This is a genomic window from Corynebacterium sp. LK10 (genome assembly GCF_008042455.1).
Taxonomy (GTDB): Bacteria; Actinomycetota; Actinomycetes; order Mycobacteriales; family Mycobacteriaceae; genus Corynebacterium; species Corynebacterium jeikeium_D.
The window spans coordinates 17521-32783 of the sequence record NZ_NOVT01000005.1 but is presented as its reverse complement, the minus strand read 5'-3'; the positions used below and the strand labels follow the sequence as shown (position 1 = coordinate 32783).

At 60.9% G+C, this 15263-nt stretch carries 13 protein-coding genes; 6 read left to right on the top strand and 7 right to left on the bottom strand.

What is annotated here, in order from left to right; translation table 11 throughout:
* Positions 1–142: 142 nt before the first annotated feature.
* The 3 genes from CHU70_RS02115 (at position 143) to CHU70_RS02105 (ending at position 2412) form a co-directional block, all read left to right on the top strand.
* The gene (locus CHU70_RS02115; RefSeq protein ID WP_222865545.1) at positions 143–1396 is read left to right on the top strand and encodes a septum formation family protein; all 1254 of its coding nucleotides are present in this window, start codon (positions 143–145) and stop codon (positions 1394–1396) included.
* A gap of 47 nt (positions 1397–1443) precedes the next feature.
* On the top strand, positions 1444–1788 hold the full coding sequence (locus tag CHU70_RS02110) for a metallopeptidase family protein (protein ID WP_038626990.1): 345 nt from the start codon (positions 1444–1446) through the stop codon (positions 1786–1788).
* 78 nt (positions 1789–1866) lie between these two features.
* Positions 1867–2412 carry a DUF1707 domain-containing protein gene (locus CHU70_RS02105; RefSeq protein WP_147719413.1) on the top strand — a complete coding sequence of 182 codons (546 nt, stop codon included), beginning with the start codon at positions 1867–1869 and terminating at the stop codon, positions 2410–2412.
* 35 nt (positions 2413–2447) lie between these two features.
* Here CHU70_RS02105 and CHU70_RS02100 read toward each other — a convergent pair whose 3' ends face one another.
* Together CHU70_RS02100 and pheA are read right to left on the bottom strand one after the other, a co-directional pair.
* Positions 2448–3239, bottom strand: coding sequence for a histidine phosphatase family protein (locus CHU70_RS02100; RefSeq protein ID WP_147719412.1), 792 nt, complete (start codon positions 3237–3239; stop codon positions 2448–2450).
* A 3-nt stretch (positions 3240–3242) separates the two neighbouring features.
* On the bottom strand, positions 3243–4178 hold the full coding sequence (pheA, locus tag CHU70_RS02095) for a prephenate dehydratase (RefSeq protein ID WP_005510446.1): 936 nt from the start codon (positions 4176–4178) through the stop codon (positions 3243–3245).
* A gap of 33 nt (positions 4179–4211) precedes the next feature.
* Between pheA and CHU70_RS02090 the strand changes: the two genes are divergently transcribed.
* Positions 4212–5600, top strand: a complete 1389-nt coding sequence (locus CHU70_RS02090; protein ID WP_070437304.1) for an amidase — start codon at positions 4212–4214, stop codon at positions 5598–5600.
* Here CHU70_RS02090 and CHU70_RS02085 read toward each other — a convergent pair.
* Positions 5597–6406 (bottom strand): fructosamine kinase family protein, encoded by an 810-nt coding sequence (locus CHU70_RS02085; RefSeq protein WP_147739743.1) that lies wholly within the window; start codon positions 6404–6406, stop codon positions 5597–5599. The genes CHU70_RS02090 and CHU70_RS02085 overlap by 4 nt on opposite strands.
* 131 nt (positions 6407–6537) lie before the next feature.
* On the opposite strand from CHU70_RS02085, the gene CHU70_RS02080 reads away from it, so the two are divergent.
* Entirely contained in the window at positions 6538–7941 is a 1404-nt protein-coding gene (locus tag CHU70_RS02080; RefSeq protein WP_241482465.1) for an LCP family protein, read from the top strand.
* Between the two features lie 104 nt (positions 7942–8045).
* Here CHU70_RS02080 and CHU70_RS02075 read toward each other — a convergent pair whose 3' ends face one another.
* From CHU70_RS02075 to CHU70_RS02060, 4 genes are all read right to left on the bottom strand, one after another.
* Positions 8046–8963: a DUF5926 family protein gene (locus tag CHU70_RS02075; protein ID WP_049190930.1), complete on the bottom strand. Its 918-nt coding sequence runs from the start codon at positions 8961–8963 to the stop codon at positions 8046–8048.
* 48 nt (positions 8964–9011) lie between these two features.
* On the bottom strand, positions 9012–9890 hold the full coding sequence (locus tag CHU70_RS02070) for a hypothetical protein (protein WP_147719410.1): 879 nt from the start codon (positions 9888–9890) through the stop codon (positions 9012–9014).
* Between the two features lie 118 nt (positions 9891–10008).
* The gene (locus CHU70_RS02065) at positions 10009–11970 is read right to left on the bottom strand and encodes a pyruvate kinase (protein ID WP_049171694.1); all 1962 of its coding nucleotides are present in this window, start codon (positions 11968–11970) and stop codon (positions 10009–10011) included.
* Positions 11971–12108: 138 nt separating this feature from the next.
* On the bottom strand, positions 12109–13056 hold the full coding sequence (locus tag CHU70_RS02060; RefSeq protein WP_016421677.1) for an L-lactate dehydrogenase: 948 nt from the start codon (positions 13054–13056) through the stop codon (positions 12109–12111).
* Positions 13057–13137: 81 nt separating this feature from the next.
* On the opposite strand from CHU70_RS02060, the gene CHU70_RS02055 reads away from it, so the two are divergent.
* Positions 13138–15144 (top strand): alpha/beta-hydrolase family protein, encoded by a 2007-nt coding sequence (locus CHU70_RS02055; RefSeq protein WP_240593264.1) that lies wholly within the window; start codon positions 13138–13140, stop codon positions 15142–15144.
* Positions 15145–15263 lie beyond the last annotated feature (119 nt).

Sequence of the window (15263 nt, the reverse complement as noted above, 5' to 3'; positions counted from 1 at the left end):
CTCTTGAGCAAATTTGGACCGCAAACTCGGGCAGAGCGTCGATGACTGAGCTCCCTGCAACGGCATCAACGCTCATGGCAGCGTTGTCGCTTTTAGCGTTACCTTGTCCACAGGCTCATTGGCGGTGCACAATGGGGTCACTATGGCTGATGACAATATGAACCAGGATCGCGAGCACGCTGCCGCCACAGACACTGACTCCGGTGCAGGTACTGGCGCAGATGCCAGCGCTGGTGCATCCTCCGCAGCCGGCAACGATGCCAACGCTTCGAATAACTCCCGTGGAAGCTGGGGAATGCGCGCTTTGTCGACGGCAATGCTGGTTGGCGCCGCGGGAATGGCATTCGCGCTGCAAGCGGGAGTCATCGAGCCACCGAGTGGGCCACTTGGGGGCAAGGGTTCGTCGGCAAGCGCGTCATCGTCGACAACGACAACCATCGTCGACAAGGAGACGACGGCGTTCACCAGCGCAACCGCGGGCAACTGTCTGGACTGGAATCTGGCAGAAGATTTGAATGTTTCTGACTTCCGCGTCGTGCCCTGTGAGCAGCCGCACGCTTATGAGGTCGCCAAGAAACTGAATCTCGCCGATTACGAGGAACATCCGGGGCAATACGCCAAAACTGCCAACTACCCGACAGCGGACAATTTGGTGGCTCTGCAAAATGGCGTGTGTCGCAACACTGTGACTGAATACCTGGGCGGCCAGTACGATCCAGACGGTCGATTTATCACGGCGCCGATCATTCCTTCACCTAGCCAGTGGGAAAAGGGTGACCGAACCTTCCTGTGCGGTATCCAGGTCGTCGATGAAGACGGCAACACGGCGCACATGTCCGGTCCTGCGGCCGGGCAGGACCAGTCCCGCGTGTTCGAGGGCGGCCGCTGCGTGACATTGGACGAAAACGGCGCCATCCGCCAGGTGCCGTGCGTGGAAGATCACCTGATGGAGTCGACGGGAGTTGTCAATCTCCGCGACCATTTCGGTGACAACGTCCCCACTGACCAGGAGCAAAATGATGTGCTCGCGGAACAGTGTGTGACTCTCGCGCAGAATTACCTCGGCGGTGACGACCCGCTGTATAACTCCACGCTACTGCCATTTTGGACGTCATTGTCGCAGGAGTCGCTCAATGCCGGCTCGCGCAGTGTGAACTGCTGGTTGATTAAGGACAATGGCCAGGGCGGGTTCTCCACTCTCAACGGCCACGCTAACGAGTCCTTCACTATCGACGGCCAGCCGCCCGTAGCTCCGCCACCGCGCAATCCGCTGCGGGAGGAGCAGGGTGACGCTGGCGCTGGCGCTGGCACAGGTGACGTCGGTGAGGTCGGTGCCGACGGTCCTGGCGCAGGAGCAGGCGCTGCGGATAACGCAGTCGCTCCCGCCGGACAGTAGAACAATCGGCCAGTAAAACAAGAGGACATTGCGAGGCAGCACCATAAATGGTTGACGTTAGCCCGGAGCGGTTCGATGCACTTGTCGATGAGGCCATCGACCGCATCCCCACGCAGTTTCTCGACCAGCTCGATCAGGTCATCATCCAGGTCCACCCGTATAACCTCGACGAACCCACACTGCTGGGCCTCTACGAGGGCATACCTCTGACCGAGCGTTCTAACAACCACTGGGGTCCGCCTGACCAAATCAGCCTGTATCGCGACATGCTCTGCCGCATCAGCCGCACCGAAGAGGAGCTGGTGGAGCAGATTCGGGTCACTCTCCTGCATGAAATCGGGCATTATTTCGGCCTCGAGGAGGAGGATCTGGACCGACTCGGCTACGGATAAGTTTGTCCCGCCGTGCACGGTCTCGTTCCTCTCGCGATACTGTCCCCTCCCCTCTTCTTCCCTGTAGCCTTAATAACCATGAGCGACAACTCGAGCGAGAAGCCAGAAATCAGGGTCGGCGACAGGGAGCGCAACGCTGCCATGGAGCGTCTCGGCAATCATTTCGCTGATGGCTACTTGGATGTCGATGAGTTCTCCAAACGCGCCGAAAGTGCTGCTTCCGCTAAAACTCGGGCAGAACTGCAAACTCTCTTCGCGGACCTGCCCGCTGAGGTCTCCCCCGAGAGTTCACAGGGCACCCCGGCTAATCCGCAGCATCAAAGTGTCGATCAAGAGCTGCAAAACCTGATGAAAAAGGGCCGCCAGCTCAACATTGTTGATTCTGCTGCAGGCATCATCGTATGTGTCTCTATCGTTCTGATGTTTGCAACCAATATCGACAACGCATGGCTCGGCTTCATCGTCGCTGCGGCCGTTGCCCTCATCGGGCGCGCCGCACTGAACATCAATGATGACGAAGAAAAACTCCTCAACGAAATCAACGAAGCGGAATCCAAGCGTCGCACGGAACGCCTACGCCTGGCAGCTCAGAAGCGCCGCGAGATTCAGGAAGGCCAGCAATAACGGCCAGCAGTAACGGTCGCCGCCCAGCTGCCTGTCTAAGGCAACTCGCTGTCGCCCCAGCGGCGCACATCCCACGTGCCCGGTTCAATGCCAGCAGGCTTGCCGACGTCCACAGCGCTCGGAACCAGCTCAATTCGCTCGGTATTGGCAATGCGGTGTCGCAGTGCGTATTCCGGATCCACCCCGGTCAGATACTGCCCAATCAGACGAATAGCCGCGCCGTGGCTGACAATGACGACATCCTTGCTGCCGCCCTCCCCGGACTCCCTGGATTCACCACCTGTCGCCCCTGCCTGCACCAGCAGCTGCTGTAGCGTCGGCAGGTAGCGATTCAGCACGTCAGCACCGGATTCACCGCCGGGAAGGCGGTACTCCAGCTCCCCATTGAGCCACTGGTAGAAGGCACGCATGTACTCCATGTGCGCATCGCGGTCATTGCGCCCCTCGAGGTCGCCGGCCTGAATCTCGTGGAGACCACCCTCATGGCGGATGCGAACGGAAGTCTCTCCCAGGTGGTGCAGATTCGCGACCGCGCCTGCACCAGTTTGGCGTGCACGCAGGGCATGGGATGTGACGATGTCACCGATTCTGTGGACGTCGGGAAGCAAAAGACGTCCCAGACTGCGCGCCTGCCTCACACCGAGGTCGGTGAGCGGTGCGCCCGGCAATGCGGTATCCAGGCGGCGGTTGATGTTGCCGGTGGTCTGCCCGTGGCGGATGAAAATGATGCGCTGGGAATCAACCGGCATGACAGATTCAGGGCGGTCTGGGCGGTCATCGAGGAAAGGCAGCTGTCCAACTGGATTTTCGGGCGCGGCGGGTGTCATGTTTTACCTTCGTCCTTCCTTAAGCGCGTCGACCCATTCAATTGACTGGGAGATATCCGGCGGCGGGGTCATAATGCTGCGGCGACCGCCCTCAGCGACCGGCCAAGATCCCAGATACCGCAGGTCTTCGGCGTATTCGTGCAGTGCCGCGAGAGCCGCCGCAACCTGTGCATCATCAACGTGGCCGTTGCAGTCAATGTAGAAGCGGTAGAGGCCGAAGAGCTCGCGTGTCGGCCGCGACTCGATGCGGGTGAGGTTGACCTGTCGCACTGCGAACTCATTCATGGCGCGCATCAGTGTGCCGGGCTGGTTCGGCAGCGTGAACGAGACCGAGGTCCGGTCGGCACCGGTGCGCGGCGTCGGCACACCAGGACGCCCCACCAGTAGGAAACGGGTTCGGGCACCGCGCACGTCAGCGACCTCAGTGGCCAGCGCCTCAAGTCCGAGCAGCTCACCCGCGCGGGCCGGGGCAGCGCAAGCGTCGTGGGTACCCTCGGCGACCTGGTGAGCCGCCGCCGCATTGGAGCTGGCCTGATGAACTTCCACGCCCGGAAGGTTGGCATCCACCCACTGTTTGACCTGCGGATACGCCACAGGATGTGTCGTAAAAGTACGCACCTGTTCCGCCGTCGTACCGGGACGGACCAGGATAGAGAAGACCACCCCGACCTCGGTTTCACGGAAAACCTGCAGCTCCGGCCCAGCAGCGAGGGCATCAAAAGTTGGTGTGACGGGACCGTCCACGCTGCTTTCGATAGCCACGCAGGCAAAGTCCGCTTCCCCTCGGCGCACGGCTCCAAGCGCGGCCGCGGGACTATCCACCGGCACCGCATTGACCGCGGATTCCCCTGCCGGATCAATCTCGCCAGCACGCGCCATGTCCCACAGCGCCTGCTCTGTGAATGTGCCCGCAGGACCCAAATAAGTAACCGTCGTCATAAGCTCAGATTAGAGGGCTTCTACACTTATTGCATGACCTTTTCTTCCGAGATGCCCGCCCGCGCCCTCACTGAAGCCGTGCGCAGTGGCGCAATCTCGGTATCGGAGATCGTTTCGGAATTCGCCACGCTTGCCGACGACGCCGCAGCCAATCCCGCCCGTTTCGGTATTGCCACGTCCTTGGCCGAGCACGCTGTCGACCGTGCACGCAGCCTCACTGCCCAATCAGAGGCCGCCCGGCGCGCTAGCCACGGCCTCCCGCGTGACCTCCTGGGACTGCCAGTGGCGATTAAGGACCTATTCACCATCGCCGGTGTCAAATGCACGATGGGCTCCGCCAACTTGGCTTTCACCGCCACCGAAACCTCGGAACCCGTGGCGAAACTTCTGGCTCGCGGCGCCATCCTCACGTCGACTACACACACCTCCGAGGTTGGGATGACGGCCTACACCGAGCCGATTGGCTACCCGGCTCCGGAAAACCCCTATTTCGCCGCGCCCAATCAGCTGTCCAATCAGCCGGATACCGCGCCACGCACTCCCGGTGGTTCCTCGGGCGGCAGCGCAGTAGCTGTGGCAACTGGTGTCGTTCCCGCAGCTCTGGGCTCTGACGGTGGCGGTTCCATCCGCGTGCCTGCCGCCTGCTGTGGCCTCGTTGGGTTGAAACCAGCACACGATATTGCGGGTGGAAATCTCTCCACGCCCGCTTTTCTCACTCGCACAGTCGATGACGCAGCGCTACTGGCCGGAGTGCCCTTTTCCGCAACCTCGCATGTTTTCCGACGGTCCCAGCGCCCCCTTCGCATCGGTGTCACTGTCAGCCCGTTTCATGCTGAGGTGGACGTCGATAAGCGCTGGGCAAACGGTGCGTGGGCGGCGGCTGACCGTCTTGCCGACGCCGGGTATGAGGTGGTGGAAGTGCCCAACCCCTATGACCCGGCAGGTCCGGACGTGTTCGAGATCTTTCGACGGACCATCACGCGAATGGCCACGAAATTACCGCGCGCGGACTACTCCGAGATCGTGCAGTGGATTCGCGCCTGTGGCCAGGAGATTTCCGCAGCGGAGGCGGCGGCGACACATCAGCAGCGGATGGCTCTGCCCGGCGCGATTCGATCGCGTTGGGAAGTCGACGCGGTGATTACGCCAACGCTGGCGTTTGATCCGCCACGTATTGGGCATTTCTCTGCGTTGGCGCCGTGGGAGGACTTTGACGAGCAAACCCGGTGGACTCCGTGGTTATCGCTGTGGAATCTGACTGGGTGGGCAAGCGTGTCCGTGCCAATTGCTGTGCCGGGCACAAGCGGCAGCACACCCAACGCGGAGCTCCCCGCCACCAGCGTCAACATCGGTGCGGTGCACTGCGGTGAGGCAGAGCTACTGGAGATCGCTAGCGTGCTGGAGGCTGCTAACGCCAGCTAACGCACGTACTTCGCTGCCATTGCCGCTGCCTGTCCGGCGTATCCGCCACCAAAAAGCACCGCGTGCATGAGCACGGCGTAGAGCTGATGGAGTTCGCAGCTCTCGGCGAAATCCGGCAGGGGATGTACGGATTCGTAGCCACGCAAGATCTCGTCGAAGTGCGTTGCCCCGAATAGCGCCAGCAGTGCCAGATCTTCCTCGCGGGCTCCGCCGTGCGCTGCGGGGTCAATCAAAATCGCGCCGTCTGCATCCCACATGAGGTTTCCCCACCACAGGTCACCGTGGACACGCGCAGCGTCTGGCTCGTTGTCGAAATCTCCAGCCAAGAGTCGGTCAATGAGCTGGTCAAAGATATCTAGCTGACGGTTATTGTAGGAGTTTTCCAACTTTCCAAGCGTGGGCAGCAGACGTCCTTTCGCCCAGTATTCACCGAAGCTCTCCCGTGGAGTCAGGTCCATCTGTAGTGGCTGATCCAGCGGACCGAAGTAACCGTGCCCCTCCCACCCATCGGGGCCGGCACCCCAGCCAACGGCGCCCAGATTGTGGGTAATGGCCAACGATTTTCCGAAATCGTACGCCGCCTGTGGAGTCGGCGCTTTCGACTCAATTCGACGCAATTTCAGCGCATGCCCGCTCACGCCCAGCACCTCCACTACGCGCGCACCGCCGTCAGATTCGCCCTCGCGCAGCCAACCCAGCCCCGCCGCCTCACAGGCGAAGAAATCCCTAGGGACACCATGCCGGCTCTTGACGTAAACATCCGAGTCGTTGACTGCACGTTCGTTGTTCTGGTTCATTGCGGACATATTTCCAGCATATTCTTCTTCGTTCCCAACCCCTTTCAGCACGTCGCATGCAGGGTAACGCCAGCGCTACCAAGACTTGTATTGCTGTCTCGGTTCTCTTAGTCCACTGTCGTTGCCTATTCTTTATTGGTATGGAAGGCAACTTCGACGACTCGCGCATTGCCCGCGACCGATACGGTAGGCCGCTTAAAGATCGCTATGGCCGCCCCATCTACCGCCGTGTGGACGAGGCGTCGCCGAAGCATGCCGGCCCCCGTGAGGCCGATTCGCGTGGCGCTTCACGACGCCCCATCCCGCCCCGTTCCGACCGCCCATCTAGGGCAGGGGCAGCCCGCCCAGCGCCTATGCCTCCGCGCAGGTCTAGGCCGCAACCGGAACGTCGGCAGGCGCCACTGAACGAAACGCGCATTGAGTCCCGTCCACCAATGAACCGGGCCGGTAGCGGACGCGCTGGCAGCGATCCGCGGTTTCCCCCACCCGGATATAATCCGGATGCGGATTTCCAATCTTCCTCGCGCGGCTCGTCACAGGACTACTACAGTGCCCCACAAGCAGCGAGTTCTGGCCGTGGTGGACGCCGTGGCAGTCGTGACGGCGCCGGCGTCAGGTCTGGGTTCCGCATGCCACGCTTGCGACTGCCACGCTTGCGCTTTAAATCCATCATCCTGCTTCTCGTCATCTTCCTTGTCGTCACGATGGCACTTGTCGACATCCGCCTGACCAGGGTCGATGCGTTCTCCGGTCTGGCAGATCGCCCTGCCAATACGATGTCCTCCAACTGGTTGCTTGTCGGTTCGGACTCTCGTACGGGCTTGTCAGAGGAAGATGCCGCCAAGCTGTCGACGGGCAGTGGTGATTTCGGCCAGCGCACCGACACCATCATGATTGCCCACATTCCGGTGCTCGGTAAGCCGAAGTTGGTCAGTATCCCGCGTGACTCCTTCGTGGATATCCCGGGCAATGACAAGAACAAGATCAATGCGGCATTCGCATTTGGTGGCCCCCAGTTGCTCATCGATACCGTAGAGAAAAACACTGGAATCCACATCGACCACTACGCCGAAATTGGCTTTGGCGGTTTCGCCGGTGTCGTCGATGCTGTCGGTGGTATCGAGATGTGCCCTGAAGAAGCCATCGACGATCCGCTGGCGGGCCTGAATATCCAGGCCGGTTGCCAGAAATTCGACGGCGCGGGCGCCCTGGGTTACGTGCGCACGCGTGCTACCGCCCAGGGAGACTTGGACCGCGTAGAGCGGCAGCGTGAGTTCATGAGCGCGCTGATGGGACGCCTGAAATCACCTGCGGTATGGCTCAACCCCTACCGCTGGATTCGCCTGGCCAATGCTGGCACTAAGGCCGTGTTCGTCGGCGATGGTGACCATGTCTGGCATCTGACCTGGCTGATGTTGCGCATGCTCTTCGGTTCCGATTCCCTTACCGTGCCCACCTCAGGCGCCATGGATACCGGTTATGCGGGCAATGTGCTGCTCTGGGACGAAATCGAAGCGCCAGCACTTTTTGCGGAGCTGAGATAGTCAAGAAGGTAGCTAAAACAGCTTCAGATAGCTTTCGAGACAACTAACGCGTGTGACTTAGCTTTTTGCTGAGCCACACGCGTTAGTTTTTAAACCAGCTACGCCTAGTTCCGAATGGTCACCTGACGGGACACGATGGTCTCACGGGACTTACGCTCCTCGGCGGTCAGCGGCTCTTCGCTGGCCAGCGCCTCAGCGATACGCTTGTCGGCCTCTTCCACAGCAGCAATCCAGTGGTCGTGCGGCTTGGTGTTATCCAGGTCCCAGACCGGCACCAGCAGGCCATCGGTGCGGAAGACACCAGCGAACTTAGTGCCCTCTCCCAGCGAAAGGTTGTCCGCAGCGTGCACCCGTGCCAAGGCATCCAGCAGTGGCTTCTCATCTTCGCGGCGCACCCAGCGGATGTGGGCGCGCTCGCCCGGATCAATCCACCACACAGCACCAGCGACCTTCGCATCCAGGCGGTACGACGGGAGAATCGCGTCGTTAGCCACGGCCAGGTTCTGCTCGATCATCGGGGTGCGTTCAATGCCCTTGGGAATCCACCACTCGAAGTCCTGATGGACCTCCAGGTTGTCGAGATCCACGGCGGTCAGGACGTCGGTAAGCGGTGCGGCCTCGCCGTCAGTGGCGGCGGAGAGCTGCTGGCCCGGCTCTGCGTCACGGGCCCATGCCAGCGCACGGGAGAGATCCGCAGCGCCATCATTGGTGCGCGCCTGCGTCTGCAGCGCGACGAAAGCCTCATTGCCCTGGTCAGCGGCACGCGTCAGAGCAGCAACGCCACCTGGCAGCACGGTGCAGAGCTTGATGTCGCGCTCGGCGTCAGCGACCGTGACCGGAATGACCACAGCCGGAGCGAACTCGCGGACAGCCACGATGTCAGCCTCTTCGTCGAAGTCCTTGAACGGACGCGGATTGCCCAGCAGCGCTGCACGCTCAGCAGCGCGGGCTGCCAGCTTCGCCTGACGGCGGCTCATGCCCTCCGGGGCCTGATTATTCTTCTTACGAGATTTCTTTCCCACAAGGCCACAGAATACCTATTCGCAGTCCGTAATTCGCGACTGCCTGGGCTACTTATAAAAATCGTCGACGAATTCGCTCGCCGTTCCTTCGAAAAGCTGCTTGTCGACGGCCATTGCGCCCGCCTCCCCTTGTTCATCGGTAGCTTCGCTGGGGATGAAGCCCTTGGACCAGAAACCGGGCTGGGTGCGTTCGCGACCGGATCCAACGGGAATGTTGCGATGCACTTCCTCGGGAGCCAACACGTAGCCGAGTAGCCGCGCTGTGAGGGCAGTCGTCACACAAGCTAAAACGGTGATGATTCCGGCCTGGAAGTACGTCCGGGATACGTCGGCAGCGATAAACCAACCCGCTGCAAGTGGCCACAAAACGCAGGCCAGATACCAGATAAAGCGACCTGGCCCCATTACGGCAGTGACTCCTGTTTCAGCCAACGCGACCACGGGCCCCGTGATGTTGCGCACTGGCCACATGTGCATCGTGCGCACATCCGTTGCCGTGCGCGACAGCAGTGGGCGGGCATACGTTGCGCGGTCACGCAGCACCTGGAGGGTCTTGTAGACCGAAAAACCCAGCCCAATGAGGGAAACCATTCCGCAGAGACCGAAAGCCCATGCTCCAAACTCACCGAGGAGGGAAACCACTAGGTCCTGACCGGGGCTCAGGATGCTCATCCAGACGAAAACGGTAAATGCGGCGAATACTCCGGCGCCGCTCATCGCCCATCGAAAGACGCTGTCCGCGCGCTTGCGAACAATCTCATCGGCCTTCCAGCGCGGCGTCGCACCCGTGATAGTCGAATCCGAGACAGTCGGCTGCCAGTTCTGCTGCGGTGGCAGCACCACCTGAGGTGGGGACTGCTGTGGCTGCTGTTTTGGAGACTGCGGCGGCACAGCCCACCCCGCGTTTTCTGCCTGTTCATTAGACATTTTCCGCAGGGCTCCTCTCGTACGCGCGGCCGGCTTCTTCCGCAGTCTTTTCTCCCACGGTGTTTTTAAGTGCGCTCCCCCTAACCTACCTAAACTAGCCCGGCCCCTACCCCAGCCACTAGTCCGACCAGCTGCGAATCTTCCGCAGCATGATGCGGCTCTTACGCTGCGAACGTCCCATCTTCCGGGCCAGGTTGTTCAAAATCGCGATGGCCTCGGTAATGTGCGGCCCCTTGTTCAGCATCACGCACTCGGCACGCAGGGCGAAGGCCGCATCGGTAATCTCCGCGCGGGACGGCAGGCCGGCCTTGGCCATGTTCTCCAGCACCTGAGTACCCAGAATGGTCGGCACACCGGCTGCCTGCGCCAGCGTCAGAATCTGGCCTGGGACCTCACCCATACGGTCGAAGCCCAGCTCCACAGCCAGGTCACCACGAGCAATCATCAGACCGGACTTGGCGCGCTTCATGCTGGCGATGATGATTCCCGGCAGATTCTGGAATGCCGGAATAGTCTCAATCTTCAGCACAACACCCAGGTTCCGAGCCTTCGACGCCAGGTCCTCGCGGCCCGCAGCCTCATGTTCCGCCGCAATCTCATCGAGCACCTTGTAAACGTACTCAGCATCCCCCTGCGTGCGAATAAAGCTCACCGCAGCAATATCCGCATGCTCCACCACAAAGCGCAGGTGCTCAATGTCTTCGTCGGTAAGCGAATTGAGTGGCAGGTCGGTGTTCGGCAGATTGATGCCCTTATGCGCCGCCAGCGGCTGACCATTCGGCTTCGTACGCAGGACACGCAGCCGGGCATCGACGTGACTATCTTCGCTTGACGACGTCTCGGAGACCTCAACCACCTCAGCGCCGAGCGCACCGTCGTCGAAAAGCACCGGATTGCCCGGCTTCAGAGCCGCCACGGCAGACGGCAGCGAACAGGAGACGCGTGGAATTTCATCGTCAGTGCGTGGAATGGTGGTGATTTCCTCGCGGCTGGTGAGAATAAACTCATCACCGGTGTGGAAGCGCAGCTTTTGCACGGTCGGTGGCACGCCACCAGCGCGCGTGACCTCGTAGTTGCTGCGCAGGTGTGTTCCCTCGGCAATCCAGGCGTTCTTTTCGCCCTCGGCGAGGACAGCCTCGACCTCGCCCTCGGAGTCGGTGTCGATGCGCACAACAGTGAAGTGACGCTTCGCCGAGCGGGAGTCATGCAGCGTAATGACATCGTCAAGCTGCAGCTGTTCCAACCACCCCTGATCTGCTTCCAACGGCAGTGCGGGACGCCCCGGCAAATCGCTCGGAGCTGGCTTGGGGTGCTCATCCAGTCGCGGAGTCAGCCAAATCTTGGACTTGGAGATGACCGTGCCAGCGTCGTCACGCACAACACGGGCGCGCCCCACACGCGGCCCCGGTTCGATATCGCCCGTGCGCAGCTTCGGACCAGCCAGATCCATGGACACGAAGATGCGGCGACCGGCCTTCTCAGCTGCAGCATTGACGTTGTCAATCATGCGGCTCCACTGCTCAGGTCCGTCGTGGGCGCAGTTGATGCGAGCGAGATCCATGCCAGCGGCAGCGAAGCTCTCCACCAACTCTGCATCGTCGGCGGCCTCGGCGGGCAGGGTCACCATAATGTGCGAAGTGACATCCGCGCGCTCCTGACCGAACAGCTCGGTGGCGTTGTTATCCAGGGCAATATCCGCGCGCTCATCGTCGGCAATAATGCGGGCGACATCGATGTCTGAGGTGCGCCCCGCCAGCGCCAACAGCGCGTTGAGAGCGAGCTCAAGGCGCCCCCGGGTGAAAGTCTCCACCGTGGTCAGACTGGTCACGCCGAGGTCGTGCAAGCTGTTTTGCAGCTCACGGATGTCAATTGTGCGCAGGTGTGCGTAGTGCAGCAGGTTTTCCGCGTGCCGACGGCGCTCTTCCGGCACCTCTGCGAGCAGTGCAGAAGCCTCCACCGAGACGTCGTCCAACTCTGTGATCAGATCAGTGACCTTGCTGATGAGGTCATCCAGACGCGGTACGGCCGCGCCGCTTTCAGTGTTGTCAGTTGCTGTGTCTTGAGGGCTCTGCGCTGCCATAGAGAAGGCACTCCTGTGTTGAAGACGAAGCGTTGGCCAGAGTCGGCCACGCGGGCCAATAGAAGGTGGGCATTCTCATTCTCAAATGAGACGGCCGAAAGCGCATGTCGAGAAGACATCTACTCTCGCTACCAGCAGTTACTTCCAGAATGGATCCTGCACATCTCGGAGCGTCTGAATGGACTTGTCCAGCTGCTTCTTTTCGTATTCGTCCAGCTCAAGCTCGATAACGCGGCGAATTCCTCGACGGTTCACAATGGCTGGTGTTCCGATGAACACGTCCTCATGACCGTATTCACCTTGCAAGTATGCGGAGACCGGCAGAGCTACCTCTTGGTTCTGGAAAATGGCGCGCGTAATGCGGGCCAGCCCCATACCGATTCCGTAGGAAGTGGAGCCCTTGGCATCGATAATCTCGTAGGCGGCATCACGGGTTCGGATGAAGATGTCCTCCAGCTCGTCGTGAAGCGCGGGGTCGGCGGCGAGGCGCTTGGACAGACTGACGCCTGCAACGTTGGCGCTGGACAACACCGGCAGCTCGGAGTCGCCGTGTTCACCAATGATGTATGCGTGCACGCTCATCGGGGAAACATCGTAGTATTCACCCAGCATGTAACGGAAACGTGCGGTGTCCAGGATGGTGCCGGAGCCGAAGACACGGTTGTGTGGCAGCCCGGAGTACTTCCACGCGGCGTATGTGAGTACGTCGACGGGGTTGGAGGCGATCAGTAGGAGCCCATCAAAACCGCTGGCCATGACGGAATCGACGATGGACTTCATAATTTTCATGTTCTTGTCCACCAGCTGTAGGCGAGTCTCGCCGGGCTTTTGTGCTGCGCCTGCACAGATGACTACCAGCGCGGCATCGTCACAGTCGGCGTACGTGCCCTGAGTGACTTTGGTGCGCGACGACGCCCACACGACGCCATGGTTTAAGTCCATGACGTTGCCCATCGTCTTCTTTTCGTCGATGTCAATGATTGCCAAATGGTCGACAGTGCCTTGGTTGACCAGTGAGTACGCATATGCCACGCCGACGTCGCCAGCGCCGATCAGCACGACCTTATTTCCTGTGGATAGCTTCATAGCCCTCGGATCCTTCTCAACCGATTCGGAAAACGTTGCGACACCCCACAGGCTACGCTTTGTGCGGAAAACTGGCGCGAGATGAATAAACCCCGTGGAAAAAATTTTGCCATGATGGGAGTTATGGGATTCCTGCGTCGCGCATTTACTTCGATTGCGCCCTCGATTGCGTCTACGGGCAACACACCTGTAGCTCAGCCAATCGAAACCACCAGGACAGTGCGAGCTGCACGAGCAGCGCGAACGGGAATTACAGGAGTCGCTGGCACAGCTGGCATGGCCAAAGCGCTGGGCGCAGTCGGCACCGGCAGTCTGATGGCGACCAAAGTCTTTCGCGAACGTCTCCTAGGTACCGGCCCTGGCACTATCCGCAGCGCACTGCGAGCGGGCATTCCCTCCAACCCCGGTCTAATTGGTGCAGAAATTGCGTCATGGGCTGCCTTTAGCCCCTCGCTGATGCCGCGTACTCGGATCGCCACCGTTACTGTGACCTTCCTGGCACAGCTGGCGGGCCATGTCACCGGGGTGGCTATCGGCTATGGCTACAACACGACGATGCGGCGTCTGGCCAGCACTCCGCTCAGCCGCTTTGCGCCGGCACCTCGACACGAGCGCGCACTGGCCGTGACCTGGCATGTTGCCACCACGGCCACCACCGCGGCGCTGTGGCTGCGCTCCATTTCCCAGCAGCGCGAAATTGGCCGCCTGGTGGGCAAGGATGAGCAGGAATCCGCACGCAGCCAGTTCGCCTCCACAATGATTGCCAGTGGTCTCTACCTGACCACTCGGGGGCTCTCCGCGCTGGCCAATCGCGGCTATGACTTACTGCGGGACAACCTCCGCCCCTGGCTGCCGCGCGGTCTCGCCCCGGTTCTCAGCGGTGCCATCGTCGGTGGTGCCGTGGCCGCCAGCATTGATCGACTGCTTATCCGTCGGACTTTGGAGTCCATCGCCAAGAAGTCCCGATACCTGAATACCCTGGTAGTTCCAGGCCGCATGCAGCCCTGGGAGCCGGAACGTTCCGGGAGTCCATGGTCTTTGGAGCCGTGGTACGCACTCGGCGCCGAGGGGCGCGTCTTCGTCGCCGAAGGCCCCCGTGCCCGAGATTTGGCGGTGGTCACTGGCAAGCCGCTCTCCGAACTGCAGGAACCCATCCGCATTTATGCGGGCAAGGTGCCAGGTCGTTCTCTGCGGGAACAGGCGGAGCTCATCATCCGCGAGATGCACCGCACCGGCGCGTTTCGGCGCGATCATCTGGTTGTCTTCACCACCACCGGCACCGGTTGGGTGCCACCGTGGTCGGCGCAGGCTGCAGAGTTCTTGACCCTTGGCAACTGCGCCACTGTCGCTCTGCAGTACTCTGACCTCCCCTCCCCAGTGGCATGGCTAACGGACCACGAAACCCCAATCGCGGCTGGCCACACCCTTATCCATCGGGTGTTGCAGGAAGTCGACAAGATGCCGGAGAACGACCGGCCAAAGGTCTACGTCGCCGGTGAATCCCTCGGCGGGTTTGGCGGTCTCGGCGCATTCGAGAATTCCGCTGACATGCTCGCACGCGTCGACGGTGCTGTCTGGACGGGCGCACCACAGTTCTCCGCGATGTGGAAAGAGCTGACGCACCGTCGGACAAAGGGGTCTCCGGAAATCGCTCCAGTCATCGACGAGGGGCGAAACATCCGCTTCGCTACGCGCCCCGACGAGCTGTACCACTCCTTCTATGGCACCAAGTTCGGGCCGTGGGAATTCCCGCGCGTCGCATTCCTGCAGCATGCCTCTGACCCCATCGTTTGGTGGGATTACCCACTGGCCTGGCGCCGCCCCGACTGGCTTGCAGAGCGCGTCGGCCGCGATGTTCTCCCCTCCATGCGCTGGCATCCGTTCGTCACCTTCTGGCAGGTGCTTATCGACGGCCTCGCCTCCGTCACCGTCCCCGGTGGTCACGGCCACCGGTACGAGGAAGAAATGTTGCCAACGTGGGCTTCCATCCTCGACATTCCGCTTGACGACGACCTGGGTGGCGCAGCCGGAATGCGCTTCAAGCGCGTGAGTAAGTGGATTCGCCGCACTCAGCCGCCGCGTTCATAAACTTGTGACAGATATCCCTGAACAGCATTTTTTATGAATTTCGCATTAATTGTATTGCTTAAATGGTTGCGCATCCACTCATCTTGAGTACCATCGACGGCACAACCTAAAAACGTGTT

Coding starts and splice junctions, on each gene's coding strand:
- CHU70_RS02065 (WP_049171694.1), bottom strand. CDS start 11,970: ATGGCAGCGCAGAGCCCTCAAGACACAGCAACTGACAACACTGAAAGC.
- pheA (WP_005510446.1), bottom strand. CDS start 4,178: ATGACGACGGTTACTTATTTGGGTCCTGCGGGCACATTCACAGAGCAG.
- CHU70_RS02090 (WP_070437304.1), top strand. CDS start 4,212: ATGACCTTTTCTTCCGAGATGCCCGCCCGCGCCCTCACTGAAGCCGTG.
- CHU70_RS02060 (WP_016421677.1), bottom strand. CDS start 13,056: ATGAAGCTATCCACAGGAAATAAGGTCGTGCTGATCGGCGCTGGCGAC.
- CHU70_RS02055 (WP_240593264.1), top strand. CDS start 13,138: ATGAATAAACCCCGTGGAAAAAATTTTGCCATGATGGGAGTTATGGGA.
- CHU70_RS02070 (WP_147719410.1), bottom strand. CDS start 9,890: ATGTCTAATGAACAGGCAGAAAACGCGGGGTGGGCTGTGCCGCCGCAG.
- CHU70_RS02100 (WP_147719412.1), bottom strand. CDS start 3,239: ATGACACCCGCCGCGCCCGAAAATCCAGTTGGACAGCTGCCTTTCCTC.
- CHU70_RS02085 (WP_147739743.1), bottom strand. CDS start 6,406: ATGTCCGCAATGAACCAGAACAACGAACGTGCAGTCAACGACTCGGAT.
- CHU70_RS02105 (WP_147719413.1), top strand. CDS start 1,867: ATGAGCGACAACTCGAGCGAGAAGCCAGAAATCAGGGTCGGCGACAGG.
- CHU70_RS02110 (WP_038626990.1), top strand. CDS start 1,444: ATGGTTGACGTTAGCCCGGAGCGGTTCGATGCACTTGTCGATGAGGCC.
- CHU70_RS02115 (WP_222865545.1), top strand. CDS start 143: ATGGCTGATGACAATATGAACCAGGATCGCGAGCACGCTGCCGCCACA.
- CHU70_RS02080 (WP_241482465.1), top strand. CDS start 6,538: ATGGAAGGCAACTTCGACGACTCGCGCATTGCCCGCGACCGATACGGT.